The sequence below is a fragment of the Acidithiobacillus sp. YTS05 genome (assembly GCF_024396695.1).
Lineage (GTDB): Bacteria > Pseudomonadota > Gammaproteobacteria > Acidithiobacillales > Acidithiobacillaceae > Igneacidithiobacillus > Igneacidithiobacillus copahuensis.
This window is the reverse complement of record NZ_CP094359.1, coordinates 1,195,123-1,211,430: the sequence shown is the minus strand read 5'-3', so window position 1 is coordinate 1,211,430 and position 16,308 is coordinate 1,195,123. Positions and strand designations below refer to the sequence as shown.

The 16,308-nt window shown below is 58.4% G+C and carries 12 protein-coding genes; 8 read left to right on the top strand and 4 right to left on the bottom strand.

The features are described from left to right. The first annotated feature begins 19 nt into the window (after positions 1-19). From MQE22_RS06020 to MQE22_RS05985, 8 genes are all read left to right on the top strand, one after another. Positions 20-1,321: a YeaH/YhbH family protein gene (locus tag MQE22_RS06020; RefSeq protein WP_215871430.1), complete on the top strand. Its 1,302-nt coding sequence runs from the start codon at positions 20-22 to the stop codon at positions 1,319-1,321. Beyond that, on the top strand, positions 1,314-2,798 hold the full coding sequence (locus MQE22_RS06015) for a SpoVR family protein (RefSeq protein ID WP_215871429.1): 1,485 nt from the start codon (positions 1,314-1,316) through the stop codon (positions 2,796-2,798). Before MQE22_RS06020 ends, MQE22_RS06015 begins: the two co-directional genes overlap by 8 nt. Before the next feature lie 57 nt (positions 2,799-2,855). Continuing rightward, the gene (locus MQE22_RS06010; protein ID WP_215871428.1) at positions 2,856-3,062 is read left to right on the top strand and encodes a DUF3311 domain-containing protein; all 207 of its coding nucleotides are present in this window, start codon (positions 2,856-2,858) and stop codon (positions 3,060-3,062) included. A gap of 4 nt (positions 3,063-3,066) precedes the next feature. After that, on the top strand, positions 3,067-4,605 hold the full coding sequence (gene mctP, locus MQE22_RS06005; protein ID WP_215871427.1) for a monocarboxylate uptake permease MctP: 1,539 nt from the start codon (positions 3,067-3,069) through the stop codon (positions 4,603-4,605). 139 nt (positions 4,606-4,744) lie between these two features. Beyond that, the gene (gene folD / locus MQE22_RS06000; protein WP_215871426.1) at positions 4,745-5,614 is read left to right on the top strand and encodes a bifunctional methylenetetrahydrofolate dehydrogenase/methenyltetrahydrofolate cyclohydrolase FolD; all 870 of its coding nucleotides are present in this window, start codon (positions 4,745-4,747) and stop codon (positions 5,612-5,614) included. After that, positions 5,607-7,691 (top strand): polyphosphate kinase 1, encoded by a 2,085-nt coding sequence (ppk1, locus tag MQE22_RS05995; RefSeq protein ID WP_226827150.1) that lies wholly within the window; start codon positions 5,607-5,609, stop codon positions 7,689-7,691. The genes folD and ppk1 overlap by 8 nt, the downstream gene beginning before the upstream one ends. Further along, positions 7,684-8,331, top strand: coding sequence for a ParA family protein (locus MQE22_RS05990; RefSeq protein WP_255790248.1), 648 nt, complete (start codon positions 7,684-7,686; stop codon positions 8,329-8,331). Before ppk1 ends, MQE22_RS05990 begins: the two co-directional genes overlap by 8 nt. Continuing rightward, the gene (locus MQE22_RS05985; RefSeq protein ID WP_215871425.1) at positions 8,321-9,784 is read left to right on the top strand and encodes a CYTH and CHAD domain-containing protein; all 1,464 of its coding nucleotides are present in this window, start codon (positions 8,321-8,323) and stop codon (positions 9,782-9,784) included. The genes MQE22_RS05990 and MQE22_RS05985 overlap by 11 nt, the downstream gene beginning before the upstream one ends. A gap of 21 nt (positions 9,785-9,805) precedes the next feature. On the opposite strand, the gene MQE22_RS05980 is transcribed toward MQE22_RS05985, so the two are convergent. From MQE22_RS05980 to clpB, 4 genes are all read right to left on the bottom strand, one after another. Beyond that, positions 9,806-10,108 (bottom strand): hypothetical protein, encoded by a 303-nt coding sequence (locus tag MQE22_RS05980; RefSeq protein ID WP_215871424.1) that lies wholly within the window; start codon positions 10,106-10,108, stop codon positions 9,806-9,808. A 2-nt stretch (positions 10,109-10,110) separates the two neighbouring features. Beyond that, positions 10,111-12,732 carry an aminopeptidase N gene (pepN, locus tag MQE22_RS05975; RefSeq protein WP_215871423.1) on the bottom strand — a complete coding sequence of 874 codons (2,622 nt, stop codon included), beginning with the start codon at positions 12,730-12,732 and terminating at the stop codon, positions 10,111-10,113. Then, positions 12,729-13,571 (bottom strand): thiol:disulfide interchange protein DsbG, encoded by an 843-nt coding sequence (gene dsbG, locus MQE22_RS05970; RefSeq protein ID WP_215871422.1) that lies wholly within the window; start codon positions 13,569-13,571, stop codon positions 12,729-12,731. The genes pepN and dsbG overlap by 4 nt, the downstream gene beginning before the upstream one ends. A gap of 102 nt (positions 13,572-13,673) precedes the next feature. Then, positions 13,674-16,277, bottom strand: coding sequence for an ATP-dependent chaperone ClpB (gene clpB, locus MQE22_RS05965; protein WP_215871421.1), 2,604 nt, complete (start codon positions 16,275-16,277; stop codon positions 13,674-13,676). Between the last annotated feature and the right edge of the window lie 31 nt (positions 16,278-16,308).

The following is a 16,308-nucleotide window of genomic DNA, read 5'->3' as shown; positions in this document are numbered from 1 at the left end:
GGGCTCGGGGGGATTCTGCATGAGCAGCATCATTGATCGTCGTCTCTCCGGATCACGTTCCAATGCCAATCGAGAACGACTGCAACGGCGAGTACGCGGGCGCCTGCAAGAAGCGGTTGAAAAAATGGGCCGATCCGGCGCCATCGAGTCTCTCAGTAAAGGTGACAAGGCGGTTGTCATTCCCGCCAACGACCTGCACGAGCCCAGCTTTCGCCATGATTCCGCCAACGGCAGTTGGGATCGCGTGTTGCCCGGCAATAAGAGCTTCCAACGGGGCGACGAGATTCCCAAGGGAGGGGGCGGCGGTCAAGCGGGTCGCGAAGGGGCGCCCGACGGTGAGGGCGAGGATGCCCTCGGTGTCTTGCTCTCGCCAGACGAATTTCTAGATCTGCTCTTCGATGGTCTCTCCCTGCCCAACCTGCGCCAAGGTACTGGCGGCGAGATCAAGGCGGAGCAGTGGCGACGCAGTGGCTTCGTGCGTGACGGCAGCCCCTCGCGCATGCATGTTGCGCGCACCATGCGTGCTGCCCGCGCACGACGGCTGGCCCTCCGCGCTGGCAAACGGCGCGCCTTGGAGGCATTACAGGAAGAACGGGAACAATTGCTGGCAGACATTGCCGCACGAAAGCAACAGCAGGGTGACGTAAGCATCGAAGAGGAACACCTACGCGACATAGATGCGCAAATCGCCGTATTGCAGCGCAAAATTCGGGCAGTGCCTTTCATCGACGATTCCGATTTGCGCTTCGCCCATATGGACCGCCATACCCAACCACGCAGCCAGGCCACCATGATCTGTATCATGGATGTTTCCGGGAGCATGGGGGAAACCGGAAAGGATTTATCCAAGCGCTTCTTTCTGCTTCTGTACCTGTTTTTGCAACGACAATATCAGAACGTCCAGATTGTTTTCATTAAACACCACAGTGTCGCCCAGGAATGCACGGAAAAGGAATTCTTTGCTGCCCGCGAGGGCGGCGGCACTCTGGTGTCGCCGGCATTGGCCCTTGCCGAAGAGATCATCACCGCGAGGTTTCCCGCCGACGAGTGGAATGTCTATCTGGCACAGGCATCCGATGGCGATAATTATTTTGCCGACAACGCGGTAGTGGAAGAAGTCGCCAGCCGTCTCTTGCAGCGGCTTCGGGCATTTTATTATCTGGAAGTCAACCGGGATGACGAGAGTCATTTGCTGCAGGCCTATCAGGAACTCGCGGAATTCTTTCCGCAGATGGTCTGCACCCGCGCGCAGCAGCGGGAAGATGTTTACCCCCTGTTCCGCGAACTTTTTTCCAAACCGCAGGTACTCGAACATGGTTAATCGTCTCCTGTTCAGCGACAATGACTGGTCCTTTTCCCGTCTCGATGCCGTGGATCGCGCCTGCGCACAGATCGCGCAGGAGGAACTGGGCCTGGATACCTATCCCAACCAGCTCGAATTGATTAGTGCCGAGCAGATGCTTGATGCCTATGCCTCCATTGGCCTGCCGGTGTACTACGCCCATTGGTCATTTGGGAAACAGCATGCGATCGAATCGGGGCAATACAAGCGGGGGGAAATGGGCCTCGCCTATGAGCTGGTCATCAACAGCAATCCCTGCATCAGTTATCTCATGGAAGAAAATACCATGACGATGCAGACCCTGGTCATTGCGCACGCCGCCTATGGGCACAATGCCTTTTTCAAAAACAATGTATTTTTTCAGCAATGGACCGATGCCGAAGGGATTCTCGATTATCTCAGTTTTGCCCAGTCCTATATTGCTGCCTGTGAGGAACGCTACGGTATACCGGAAGTCAGCACGGTACTGGACGCGGCCCATGCCATCGCCAGAAATGGCATCGATCGCGCACGCCGGCCGCGCAAACTCTCCGCGCGCGAGGAAGAAATGCGCCGGCAGGAAAGGGAACGCTACCTGGAGCAGCAGCTCTCCGAGATTTGGCGCACCCTGCCCCCATCCAGCAGCTCTGAGCGACCGGAGAAGGAATCGCGATTTCCGGCGGAACCTACCGAAAACCTGTTATATTTCATCGAAAAAAATGCGCCACAGATGCCCAGTTGGCAGCGTGAAATCTTGCGGATCGTACGCAAGATCAATCAGTATCTCTACCCGCAAGGGCAAACCAAGATCATGAATGAAGGCTTTGCCTGTTTTGTGCATTATTACATCATGCACCGCCTGCACGAGACCGGACAAATTACCGACGGCAGCCTGTTGGAGTTTTACGCCAGTCATACGGCAGTGGTTTTTCAGCCTGACTACGACGATCCCCGCTATAGCGGGATCAATCCCTATGCCTTGGGCTTTGCCATTTTTCGCGATATCCAAAGAATCTGCGTCGCCCCCACGGAAGAAGACCGGCGCTTTTTTTCCTTTGCCGGCGATCCAGACTGGAAAAAACAGATCCTCTTCGCCATGCGAGAATTTCGCGATGACAGTTTTATCCTGCAATACCTCTCGCCCAAGGTCATTCGCGACCTGCATCTCTTTGCCTTGCACAATGATCCGGAAAGCGAGTCCTACCGGATCACCGCCATTCATGACGATGCGGGCTACCGAGAAATTCGGGAACGCCTCGCCCAACAAGTTGCGGAGAGCAGTCGCCCGCCCAGCATTGTGATCGACAAGGTTGACCGCTGGGGAGATCGACATCTCGAGTTGCATCATCTGGACGCAACGCCCCTCTCCGAAAAGGACGCGCAGTCTACCCTCGAGCTTATTCAACGGCTCTGGGGCTATGACGTCTTGCTCACGAGTAACAACTCTGAATTCCGCCTCGCGGCGCGCAGGGACTGAGCACAACCTCAATTCTTTGCTATGCTTCGCCACTCTGTGACGCAGTAGTGAGGCGGTATGAAAAGAAAAGCGGCAGGGCTGGGATTTTGGGGAGTTCTGTATCTATCGATACCGTGCATTGCAGTATTGGCGGTGCCCCTCTATAACCGCGCCACCCCAGTTCTGTTTGGGATTCCGTTTTTTTACTGGTGGCAGATCCTGTGGGTGCCCCTTTCCGGTTTCTTCCTCTACCTCGCCTGGCGACGTGTGGAACGGCGGGGCTGATTCTATGCACATCACCGCCACCATCGTTTTTGTCGCTCTCTTCGTGCTGATTGCAGTGCTGGGATTCCTTTCCGCCCGCTGGCAACGCGGTGATCTCGGGCATCTGCACGAATGGGGACTGGGCGGGCGCCGCTTTGGTAACTGGATCACCTGGTTCCTCATCGGTGGCGACCTCTATACCGCCTACACCTTCGTTGCTGTACCAGCCCTGGTATTCGGCGCCGGCGCCCTGGGTTTCTTTGCCCTCCCCTACACGGTACTGGTCTACCCGCTCGTGTTTTCCGTTTTGCCCCGGCTTTGGGTCATTGCCAAACATCACAATTTCATCACCGCCGCGGACTTCGTCGCCGCCCGTTATGATAGTCCAGCACTGGCCCTGGTGATTGCCCTGACCGGCATCGTCGCCACCATGCCGTACATCGCCCTGCAATTGGTGGGTGTGGAAGTCGTGATTGGCGGCCTCGGTTTTCCCAGCCACGGTATTGTCGGGGAGCTTCCCCTGATCATCGCTTTTGTGGTCCTGGCGGCTTTCACCTACACCAGTGGTCTGCGCGCGCCGGCCTCCATTGCCGTGGTCAAGGATCTGCTGGTCTATATCACCGTGCTCGCTCTGATCATTGTCGTGCCGTGGAAGCTGGGCGGCTTTGGCAAGATCTTTGCGGCGGTTCCCGCCGAGCATCTCTATCTGCCGCCCATCCACTCCGGAAATTTTGGCACGCAGTCCTTTTATCTGACCTTGGCTCTCGGGTCTGCCCTCGCGCTGATGCTCTACCCGCATGCCACCACGGCGGTGCTCTCTGCCAAAGGCCCCAAAACCTTACGCCGCAACTGGATCTTTCTGCCGGCCTATTCGTTTGTGCTGGGTCTGATCGCTTTGCTCGGTTACATGGCCTATGCGGCAAATTTACCCGACAATCCGGCGCTCGCGCCCTACTTTCATCGATATGGACCGCAGTTCGCCATGCCCGGTCTGCTGTTACGCTATTTCCCGGATTATTTTGTCGGGATCGGCTTTGCCGCGGTGGCCATTGGCGCTCTGGTTCCGGCAGCCATCATGTCCATTGCCGCTGCCAATCTGTTCACCCGCAATATCTATCGCGCCTACCTCCGCCCCGACTGCGATGCCAGGCGCGAAACGCAAATGGCGAAGCTGGTATCGCTGATGGTGAAATTTGGGGCCCTGCTCTTCATTCTGCTACTGCCTACCCATTTTGCCATCCAGCTACAGCTCCTGGGCGGCATCCTGATTTTACAAACCCTGCCGGCCATCGTCAGCGGCATCTACACGCGCTGGTTTGATCCCCGCGCCCTACTCATCGCCTGGGCCATTGCTTTGGGTTGGGCCATCTGGGCAGCATCCTTGACGGGCTTCCAGAAATCCGGTTACGCGCTTCATTTCTTTGGCTGGACCATTCCGGGCTACATCGGTTTGTATGCCCTGCTCCTCAACTTTTTGTTTGCCATCCTCATCACCTTGCTGCTGCGCGCTATCGGGCGTCATTCGTCAGCAGATCTTACCGATGCGGCGGCATATCAAGAATGAGATTGCTAGCGCTTGACAACGCGCAGTGGGCCCCGAACAATCTCCATCAATATTGTAGATCTTACCTATAGAAGGATCCCATGGACTCCCCAACTCGTCTCTTTGCTCCGCTCCCTTCTGCTGTTACGGAGGGCAGCAAATGACGGCGATTCGGATCGATGGCAAAGCGGTTGCAGGACGACTGCGTGAGCAACTGCGCGGCGGTGTGCAGGCGTTTCAGCGCCAGTACGGCAGGGCTCCGGGACTCGCAGTCATCCTGGTGGGCGAGGATCCGGCCTCGCAGATTTATGTGCAGCACAAGAAAAACGCCTGCGCGCAGGTGGGCATCCAGTCGTTCTCCCATACCCTGGCGGCCACCAGCAGCCCGGCGGAGTTGCTGCAGCAAATCGCCCGCTGCAATGCCGATGAGCAGATCGACGGCATCCTGGTACAGCTCCCGCTCCCCGCACAATTCGACGCGGAAAGCATGATCGAAGCCATCGCCGTAGACAAAGACGTGGATGGCTTTCATCCCTACAATGTCGGGCGTCTGGCCCTACGCGTGCCTACCCTGCGCTCGTGTACACCGGCCGGGATCATGACGTTACTGCAGGAATATGAAATCCCGATCAAGGGGAAGGAAGCGGTGATCGTTGGTGCCTCCAACATTGTTGGTCGGCCCATGGCACTCGAACTGCTGCTCGCCGGCGCGACCGTGACGGTTTGTCATCGCTTCACCCAGGATCTGCAGGCGCATGTGGCACGCGCCGACATTTTGGTCGCCGCTGCCGGCAAACCCGGCCTGGTGCGCGGCACATGGATCAAACCGGGTGCCGCAGTGATCGATGTCGGCATCAATCGCCTGGAGGATGGCAGTATCGCTGGCGATGTGGAGTTTGCGCCGGCGGCGGAACGTGCCGCGTGGATTACCCCGGTTCCCGGCGGTGTCGGTCCGATGACGGTGGCCACCTTACTGCAGAATACCTTACGCGCCGCGCTGCTACGTAGGGAGGATCGCCAGCTTGTCTGATCCCGCTACTCTTCCGGCGCTCAACGACCCCAGCCTGTATTTCAATCGCGATCTCAGCATCCTCGAATTCAATCGGAGGGTGCTGGCCCTGGCCGACGACGAGCGCGTCCCTCTCCTGGAGCGTTTGCGCTTCCTGACCATCGTTTCCAGCAACCTGGATGAGTTCTTCGAGGTACGCTTCGCCGGCGTCATGCAGCGACGCAAGTATGGGGCCGGCCCTCTCGGTCTCGATGGTCTCGGTCCGGATGAAGAAATGCGGGCGGTATCGCGGGTTGCACACGAGATCATCGCCGCCCAATACTCTTGTCTCAATGACCGCCTGATCCCTGCCCTGGCCGCAGAGGGTATCCATTTGCTGCGGCGGCGAGAGTGGAAGGCAGCGCAAAGGCGTTGGGTGGCGGAGTATTTTCGCAATGAAGTCTTGCCCTTGCTGACCCCCCTCAGCCTCGATCCCGCCCATCCCTTTCCCAAGGTGCAGAACAAGGGGCTGAATTTTGCGATTGTCCTGGAAGGAGATGATGCGTACGGGCGGCACAGCCCCATCGCCATCGTCCAGGCACCACGCATCCTTCCCCGGATCATCCAGATACCCAGAGAGATCGCCGGCCCAACGGATTTCGTGTTCCTCTCTTCGGTCATTCACGAGAATATCGCTCAGCTGTTTCCCGGTCTGGAGGTAAAGGGGTTTTATCAGTTCCGGGTGACCCGCAACAGTGAACTCTTTGTTGACGAGGAAGAAGTCGACAACCTGCTCGATGCGATTGTCGATGAACTCAGCACCCGGCCGTTTGGCGAGGCAGTGCGCCTGGAGGTGGCGAATAATTGCCCGGCAAATGTCTACGAATATCTATTGCGCCATTTCGATCTGCCGGCGGAAAACCTCTATACCCTGAGTGGACCGGTCAATCTGTCGCGGATGGCGGCAATCATCGATATGGTCCCGCGTCCGGACCTGCTGTACTCTCCCTTCGTACCGGGTCTACCCGATCGCTGCCTGCGCAGTGAGGAGATCTTTGCCCAACTGCGGCGGGGGTCGTTGCTCCTGCATCATCCTTATCAAAGCTTTACCCCGATCATCGATTTCGTGCGCCAGGCCGCCGCCGATCCGCAGGTCCTGGGGATCAAACAGACCCTATATCGCACCACCAGCGATTCCGCCATCGTCCAGGCCCTGATGGACGCGGCAGTGGCTGGCAAGCAGGTGACGGCAGTCATCGAACTCAAGGCACGCTTTGATGAAGCCAACAACATCCGCCTGGCTGAAGAACTGGAAAGTGTTGGCGTGCAGGTGGTATACGGCGTCGTCAAGCACAAAGTACACGCCAAGATGATCCTCGTCCTGCGCCGCGAGGAGGATGGAATTCGCCTCTATGGGCATCTCGGTACCGGCAACTATCATCCACGCAACGCGCGCATCTATACCGACTTCAGTCTGCTCACTGCCGATCCTGGCATCACCGCCGACATGAACGCCCTGTTCATGCACATCACCGGCATCGGTCAGGCGCCCCGCCTCAAACATCTCCTGCAGAGCCCCTTCAATCTGTTCAGTGCGATGCGCGAGCGTATCGCCGCCGAAACTGCCCTCGGACCACGCGGGCGCATCATCATCCGCGTCAATGCCCTCATCGATCCCGATCTGATCCGCGATCTCTATCAGGCCTCCCAGGCCGGGGTACAGGTCAGCCTCATCGTTCGCGGCGCCTGCGCCTTACGCCCAGGCATCCCCGACGTTTCGGAAAACATCCGGGTGGTTTCCATTGTTGGGCGTTTCCTCGAACACAGCCGCGTCTTTTTCTTCGGTGGAAATGGCAACCCAGAGGTTTGGATTTCCAGTGCTGACTGGATGGGACGTAACCTGTTCCGGCGTCTGGAAGTCGCCGTTCCCATTCGCGATCCCGATCTGAAAAAGCGCATCCGCCGCGAGGCACTGGACTATTACCTGCAAGACCACTGCAATGCCTGGGAGATGCAGTCAGACGGCAGCTATCGCTCGCTGCGTCAGATGGATAGCGATTGTTTCAGTGCCCAGCAAAGCCTGCTTGACCAATATGCGCGGGGCAGTAGCGGTGACTAAGTCGCAATGTCGCGTGCTGGTACTCAACAGCAAGGGAGGATCGGGAAAGACCACGATCTCGACCAATCTTGCCAGCCTCCTCGCCCTACGGGGATCAGTTCTGCTGGCCGACCTGGATCCCCAGGGCTCGAGCCTGAGCTGGGGAAAGCGAAGACCTGAGCATTTGCCGCGTATTGACCTAATTGATGACCCCGAGCGCGACTTTCGTGGCTATCCGCCGAGCGATTATGTAGTTTTTGACGCACCTGCGGGACTCAAGCGCGGGCGTCTGGAAGACATGCTAGGCGAAGTCGAGGTCTTGTTGGTGCCCATTGCCCCCTCGCCCTTCGATATGGATGCCAGCCAGCAATATCTGCAACGCCTGGAAGAAATCAAACGGTTTCGCAAGGGCAAGGTACGGCTCGGGGTCATTGCCAACCGCGTCAAACTGCGCAGCCAGGCGGAACGGATCCTGACGGAGTTCCTGCAAGAACTGGAACTGCCTTTGGTGGCCACTCTGCACGATAGCCAGATTTATGTTCGTGCCGCCATGCAGGGACTGGGACTGGCCGATCTGCGGGCGGCCGAGGCACGTAAGGAACTACCCCAATGGGCAAGGATATTGCGCTTTGTGGAAACCGGGGAGCGCTATGGAGCGTGAGATCAAGCTCGAGGTATTGCACCCGGAGCTGTGGGAGGAAATCCTGCGTCATCCCCTGGTAGACAGTGCCGACATCGCCGCTAAAGAGATGCACGCCGTCTACTATGACAGTGCGGATGGCGCCCTGCGCGCGGCAGGAATCGCGTATCGGGTGCGTAAAGAAGGCCGGGAGTGGGTTGCCACCATCAAACTTGCAGGAAGCGCTGAGGGAGGGTTACACCAGCGTCCTGAGTGGAATCTGTCGGTGCGCAGCAAGAAGCCGGATCTGGGCGTCTTTGCGACTGACGAGACCCTGCGCACGCTGCTCGCAGCACATCTGAATCTGGCGCTCGCGCCGGTCATCGAAACCGTTTTTCAGCGTCGGGAGCACGAAATCCGCTATCAGGATGCCCGAATTTTACTCGCTGCAGATTGGGGAGAGATTCGCGCTGCCGGTCAGGCACGAGCGATTCACGAGATCGAACTGGAACTGGTGGAGGGAGATCTTGCCGATCTCCTGCAGCTGGCCAGCGCCCTTTGCGCCAGTTTACCCCTGTGCCCGGATGATGCCAGTAAGCTGGCACGCGGCAGCGCGCTGGTCGGAAAAGAGATCCCCGTAGCGAAACCCAATCCACCCACCATTCGCGGGCGGGACAATGCGGGGGACGCTATTGGCCGTCTCCTCATCCACTCCGCGCAGACCATTCTCGGTGGCTTGGCATGGCTGCAGCTCGACGAGCACGACGCCCTGCACCAGTTGCGCAAAGAGGTGCGCGCGCTGCGTGCATTGTTGCGCTTCAGCAAGGGCACAGATCCCGAAGATCAACTGCGTGGTGTACGCAACGGTCTGGCGGTGTGGTTTCACGAACAGAGCCTGCAACGGGATCTGGACGCTCTCGCCGAGCATTGGCAAAGCATCGCCCCGCGTTTTTCTCTGCCCGCGACACCATTGCAAGAGATTCTGCGCGATGCACGCAAAACGACACGTGATCCCCGTGTCGATTCCCGGGCGCGGCTTGCCGCGGAACTTCTCGCCTTGTGGTCACAGGTTCTGCGCAACCCACTGCAGAGCCAGCAGACTTTGCGCAACTACGTGGAGGAGCGCCTGCGGCGGATGGATGAGCATTTGGTTTTTGTGGAGCCGGAGCAAATTGCACAATTCCATCGGCTGCGCATTGCGCTCAAAAATCTGCGTGATGTCCTGCGTCATGTTTCCGAACTCTGGCCAAGCAAAGATGGCAAGGCGTTCACCAAACAGTTACATGCCGTATTGGATGCAGCCGGAATCATCCGTGACGCACAAGTTGCCCACCAGGACTTGCCGCAGCTCTTTCCTGCGGAACGCCGCCATGACGCGTTGGATTTCAGTGCAGGGATCCTGCTTGGCTTTCTGGAGGCGCAGAGGGAGCGGGAAAGCAAGCGCTTTTACAAACACTGGGAGCGCTTCCGTCAGGCCCCCCGCCCCTGGGACTAAAACAGAAAATCCAGGGACTACTCAGCAGTTGCCGAGCTTCTCCCGGACCCTTTCCACCCGCCGCGCCAGCAAGGCGATTTTCTGTGCGAGGCAATACTCCGCATCACTAACTTCCCATTCCCGTGCTTGTTCCGCATCGACCTGCTGATTGGCGCAGATTTTCTGCAGCGTTTCACAATTGTTGCTATCAAAGAAAAAGCCCGCCAGTTGCGTTACTTGATCGTTTTTGTTGGCCCCACCCAAGACAGCATAGGCAGCATCCAGGCATTTTTCTTCTTTCAATGCCAAAGCTTTTTGTAACAGCTCGTCCCCTTCGATACCCATCTTCAGCTCCTTTTTTCCGATCCCCCGAGCGAACGCTCGAGAATTTCTCCCAAATCCCGAGACAACCTATCCTTGCCGAGCAATTCCTCCATGACGGTTCGCATTTGCCGCTGGTGCGCTTCGTCATAGCGTGACCAGCGACTGAAGACCGTTGCCAGACGTGCTGCGGTCTGTGGATTGAGATCATCCAGATGGCGGATCTGCTCGCCGTAAAAATGATAACCGGAGCCGTCCCGCGCATGAAAGACTGGTAGATTTGCAGCAAAGGCGGAAAGCACGGCGCGCACGCGATTGGGAACCCGCCAGGAAAATGCCGGATGCTGCAACAGCTCCTGTGCCCGTTGCAAGGTCTCAGGCACGGCGCGCCCGAGCTGCAGGGAAAACCAGCGATCGATGATGAGCGGATGAGATTGCCAGCGCTGGTAAAAATCATTCAGCAGCGGCATTGCGTCATAGTCCGGGGAAAAGGCCAGGAGCTGCAAGGCGGCAAGCCGGTCGGTCATATTGTCGGCACTACGATATTGCCGCTCGGCCCAACCTTGTGTCTCCTCCGCTTGCGCCGAGCTCATGGCATAGTACAGAGCCAGGTTACGTAGACGACGGCTGCCCATCGCCCGGCCATCCCGGCGGTAGGGAGCCGCCAGATCGTGATAGAGGCGGCGCCAATCCTCGGCGAATGTGTCCCCCAGGGCGCGACGCAGCGCCTCTCGTTGTGTATGGATCCCGTCGACGTCGATGGGATCCATTTGCTGCCCGATGGATTCTTCTGTGGGGAGGCTCAGGAGCTCGGCGGAAAATGCCGGATCATCGAGGGGTCGCGAGAGCGCCGCAGCGAAGGCGGCCTGGAGTTCTGGGCCGAGCACGCTACGCCCGGGATTGGCAATGCTCGCCAGTAAGGTCTTTTGCGCCAGACGTTGCAAGCTGTCCCAGCGGTTAAAGGGGTCGTCGTCATGTTGGGCAAGAAAGCAGTCCGCTGCCTCGGCATCACCACGTTCGAGCAGTACCGGCGCGGAAAACCCCCGCAGCAGCGACGGGAGGACCGGCTTGGCAAAGGGGCCAAAGGTCCATTCGCCAGACGCCTCTTCGAGCAGCAAAACAGTCTCTTCTTGTCCGTCGGGGAGCCGTGCGGGAGTACCGTCTTCGTGGAAAAAGGCCAGACGCACCGGAATAGGTACCGGCAGCTTTTCTTCCTGGCCCGGCGTTACCGGCGTGTGCTGCTGCAGGCGCAAATGATACCGGCCACTCTGTGCAGCAAAATGTCCATCGGCCTTGAGGCGTGGTGTGCCAGCCTGGGAATACCAGCGCAGAAAGCCGCTGAGGTCGCGGCCACTGCCGGTCGCCAGCGCGTCCAGCAGTTCTTCGATGCGCACCGCCTGTCCATCGTGGCGTTGGAAATAGAGGTCGGTCCCGGCGCGGAATCCTTCCACGCCGAGCAGGGTGTGCATCATGCGGATCACCTCTGCACCCTTCTCGTAGACCGTTGCCGTGTAGAAGTTATTGATCTCCTTGTAGGATTCCGGGCGCACGGGATGCGCCAGGGCACTGGCATCCTCGGCAAACTGGGCGGCGCGCAAGCGCCGGACATCGCCGATGCGCTGCACACCGCGGGAGTTCATGTCGGCGGAAAATTCCTGGTCACGGAATACCGTCAGTCCTTCTTTGAGACTGAGCTGAAACCAGTCGCGCAGAGTAACGCGGTTACCGGTCCAGTTATGAAAATATTCGTGGGCGATTACCGATTCGATTCCCTGATAATCTGCGTCAGTGGCGGTTTCCGGGCTGGCCAAAACATACTTGGAATTGAAGATATTCAATCCCTTGTTTTCCATCGCCCCCATATTGAAACTGTCGGTAGCGACAATCAGGTAGCGATCGAGGTCGTACTCCCGCCCGTAGACCTTTTCATCCCAAGCCATCGCCTTTTGCAGACTCTGCAGGGCCTGCTCGCAGGCGTCCCGATCCCGCTCTGCGACATACAACTCCAGGCCAATTTCACGGCCAGAGCCAGTACGGTAACGATCCCTGGCGACGTGAAAACTGCCACCGACGGCGGCGAAGAGATAACAGGGCTTGGGAAACGGATCTTCCCAGCGTGCCCAGTGCCAGCCGTTATCTGCGTCACCAGTTGCGACACAATTGCCGTTGGACAGAAGGATCGGACAGGAAACCTTGGGGGCATGCAGGGTGACGGTAAAACGCGCCAGGACGTCAGGGCGGTCCAGAAACCAGGTGATGCGCCGAAAGCCCTCCGCCTCGCACTGGGTCAGAAAGACCTCATCGGCATAGTAGAGGCCGGACAGGGCGGTGTTTGCTTCCGGCTGAATGCGCACCCGGGACTCCAGGACAAAGTGTTCGGGGACGTCTTTGACGCGCAGCTTTCCCGCTTCGCGGGAATGGCGATCGCTGGATAGATCTTTGCCGTCCAGGGAGAGAGACAAGAGCTCCAGTCCCTCGCCATCGAGCAGCAGATCCTTGGCACTGGGGTTCAGGCGCTGCAGTGTGAGGCGGGACCGCACTTCCGTGTCTTGGGGTCGAAGAAAGATTTCGAGTTCCACCGTGTCGATGGCAAAATCCGGACTGCGGTAGTTTTGACGCTGCACGAGCAACGTGTTATCGGCCGTCATTCACATTTACCCTCGGCATTCATCGAGGTAATCCCCGCAACAAAGGTATCGAGCTTTTCCGGCATACCATGGCTGATCTGCGCCTTACCGTTCTTGTCACAGTAGACGATAGTGGGCGTTGCCACCTCACCACTGTCCTGCAGGAGTTGGGTGTTTTTCTGCACCTCTGCCATGACTTCGGGGCTGGGGTTGGCATCTTGGGAAATCCCACCCTCCTCGCTTTCCTCATTGAAGCCCTTCTCATTTTTTGCCATTGCCGCTGCCGGATCTTTGGCCGATAGAATTGCAGCCGCCTTCCCAGCACTCGACGGCTTCAGAAATCCCGCAACCACATAGCGGACACGCAGCTTTCCTTCGGCAATCAGAGGCTTGGCGTCCTCATAAAACTTGTGACAGAAGATGCAGTTGGGATCGACAAAGGCGATCAGCTCCGGTCCCTTGGTACCCAAGACAAAAGACTTGGCCTGACTGGCCCGCTCGGCGAGTTTTGCCGCATCCATGGGCTTCGGCAGCAGACCCGCCTCCTCGGCGTCGTGCCGAATGACGTTATCGCCTTTGCTGTTGATGATGGCCTGCGCCAGGATCAGATATTTTCCATCCGGGCTGGCATAGGCAAGCGTTTTATGTCCCTGATCGGCGATGACGAGTGCGGTCAATCCTCCCGGCCCAGGGAGAACCTTCGTCACCTGGCCCTGATCATGGGTAACGCTGCTAACCAGCTCTTGCGCCCGATCTTTGGATAACACCTTGCCGTGCCCACCATTGTCGGAAACGGGATTACTTCCCGCACAACCGGAAAGTAAAAGAGCAGCAGCAAGAACCAGCAATCGAAAACGCATAAGAACACTCCTGGGCAACAGAAAAACCGCATCAAGCGGCCATGGTAAACAATTCGCCCGGACTGACGCCAGTCTCGGGCGAATTGCAGCACTTCTGACCCATTATCCAGGCAGGAGTTCGCCGCGAAAAACGAAATCGTCTTCCTCCAGATCGACGTGCAAGAGCGTGCCTCCCGTAAACTCGCCGCGCAGGAGCTTTTGCGCCAGCGGGTTCTCGATCTCCGCCTGGATGGCACGTTTCAGGGGCCGGGCGCCATAGACGGGATCAAAACCGATCTCCGCCAGGCGGTCGATGGCCGCATCGCTGAGCACGATGTCCATGTCCCGCTCACGTAGGCGTGCCCGCAGGCCCTGCATCTGGATTTCGCAGATCGCCCGCACCTGCCGGGCATCCAGGGGATGGAAGATCACGGTTTCGTCGATACGATTCAGAAATTCCGGACGAAAGTGCCCCTGCACTACCGCCATCACCGCGCTGCGCATGGCATCCTCGTCCCCAGAACGACTGTATTCCTGAATGCGGTCGGAGCCCAGGTTCGAGGTCATGATGATGACCGTGTTCCGGAAATCCACGGTACGCCCCTGGCCATCGGTCAGGCGGCCGTCGTCCAGAACCTGCAGGAGAATGTTGAAGACCTCCGGGTGCGCCTTTTCTACCTCATCCAGAAGTACGACAGAATAAGGCTTGCGTCGTACGGCTTCGGTGAGATAGCCACCCTCTTCGTAACCCACATATCCGGGAGGGGCACCGATCAGGCGCGCCACGGAATGCTTCTCCATGAATTCACTCATGTCGATGCGCACCATCTGTTCTTCGCTATCGAAGAGGAACTCGGCCAGGGCCTTGCTGAGTTCGGTCTTACCAACACCGGTAGGACCGAGAAAGAGGAAGGAGCCGTTGGGCCGCCGCGGATCGGAGAGGCCAGCCCGCGAGCGGCGGATGGCGTTGCTGACCGCCTGCACCGCCTCGCTCTGGCCAACCACCCGGGCCTGCAAACGTTCTTCCATCTTCAGGAGTTTTTCCTTCTCCCCTTCCAGCATCTTGGCTACGGGAATGCCGGTCCAGCGGGCGATCACTTCGGCAATCTCCTCTTCTCGCACCTCCGTGCGCAGCAAGGTAGGCGCTTTGCGTGCGGCACCCTCCTCCTCTTCCTCAGCCTTTTGCAAGCGGGCCTCGAGCTCGGGAATCAGACCATACTGGATCTGCGCCATGCGGTCGTAATCGGCGGCACGGCGGGCATTTTCGAGTTCCACACGCAGGCGATCAATCTCCTTCTGGATTTGCGAGGTACCTTCAATGGCCAGCTTCTCGGCCTTCCAGACTTCCTCTAATTCCTGAAATTTACGCTCCAACTCATTGATTTGCTCCTCCAGAATCTCCAGGCGCTTGCGGCTTGCCTCGTCCTTCTCCTTGGCCAGGGCCACCTTTTCGATGTTGAGTTGAATCAGGCGCCGCTCCAGTTCATCCAGGGCTTCCGGTTTGGAGTCGATCTCCATCTTGATCCGCGAGGCCGCTTCATCGATCAGATCGATGGCCTTGTCGGGCAAGTTGCGGTCGCTGATGTAGCGATGCGAGAGTTGCGCTGCCGCGACCAGGGCGGGGTCGGTGATGCGCACCCCATGATGAACCTCGTAGCGCTCCTTCAGGCCGCGCAGAATGGCAATGGTGTCCTCCACCGAGGGTTCATCCACCAGCACACGCTGAAAACGGCGCTCCAGAGCAGCATCCTTTTCAATGTACTGGCGGTACTCATCCAGGGTCGTGGCACCAATACAGTGCAGCTCACCCCGCGCCAAGGCGGGTTTGAGCATGTTGCCGGCATCCATCGCGCCCTCGGCCTTCCCAGCACCCACCAGGGTATGTATTTCATCAATAAAAAGAAGAATCTGCCCTTGACTCTTGGCAAGATCGTTGAGCAAGGCCTTCAAGCGTTCCTCGAACTCGCCGCGGAATTTCGCACCGGCAATCAGCGCACCCAGATCCAGCCCCAGCAGACGTTTGTTACGCAAGGATTCCGGCACTTCACCATTGATGATCCGTTGCGCCAGGCCCTCGACGATGGCGGTCTTGCCGACACCCGGCTCACCGATCAGCACCGGATTGTTCTTGCTGCGCCGCAACAGCACCTGAATGGTGCGGCGAATTTCGTCATCGCGGCCGATCACCGGGTCCAGCTTGCCCTGCGCCGCCCGCTCGGTGTAGTCGATGGTGTACTTCTCCAGGGCTTGGCGTTGCTCCTCGGCATTGGCATCGTTGATCTTTTCGCCGCCATGCAGTGCGGTGATCGCCGCTTCGAGGTCCTTGCTGGTAGCACCGCTCTCCTTGAGCAGACGACCCGCCTCGCCCTTATCCTCCATCAGCGCGAGCAGAAAATGCTCCGTGGAGATATAGCCATCACCCCGCTGCTGCGCGGTCTTGTCGGCTAGATTGAGCAGGTTGATGAGATCCCGGCCAAACTGCACTTCGCCGGGCTGCCCGCCATGAACCTTCGGCAAATTGTTGAGGGCACGGCCGAGTTCGTTGCGCAGGGCATCGACGCGCACACCCGCCTTACTGAGCAGAGGACGGGCGATACCGCCGTCCTGGTCGAGGAAAGCAATGAGCAGATGGACCGGTTCCACCTGCTGCTGATCGTTGCCCAGGGCGAGACTCTGGGCCTCCTGCAGGGCTTGCTGAAACTTGGTGGTGAGTTTGTCACTGCGCATCTGGCGACTCCCATATCGGATGATGACTGGC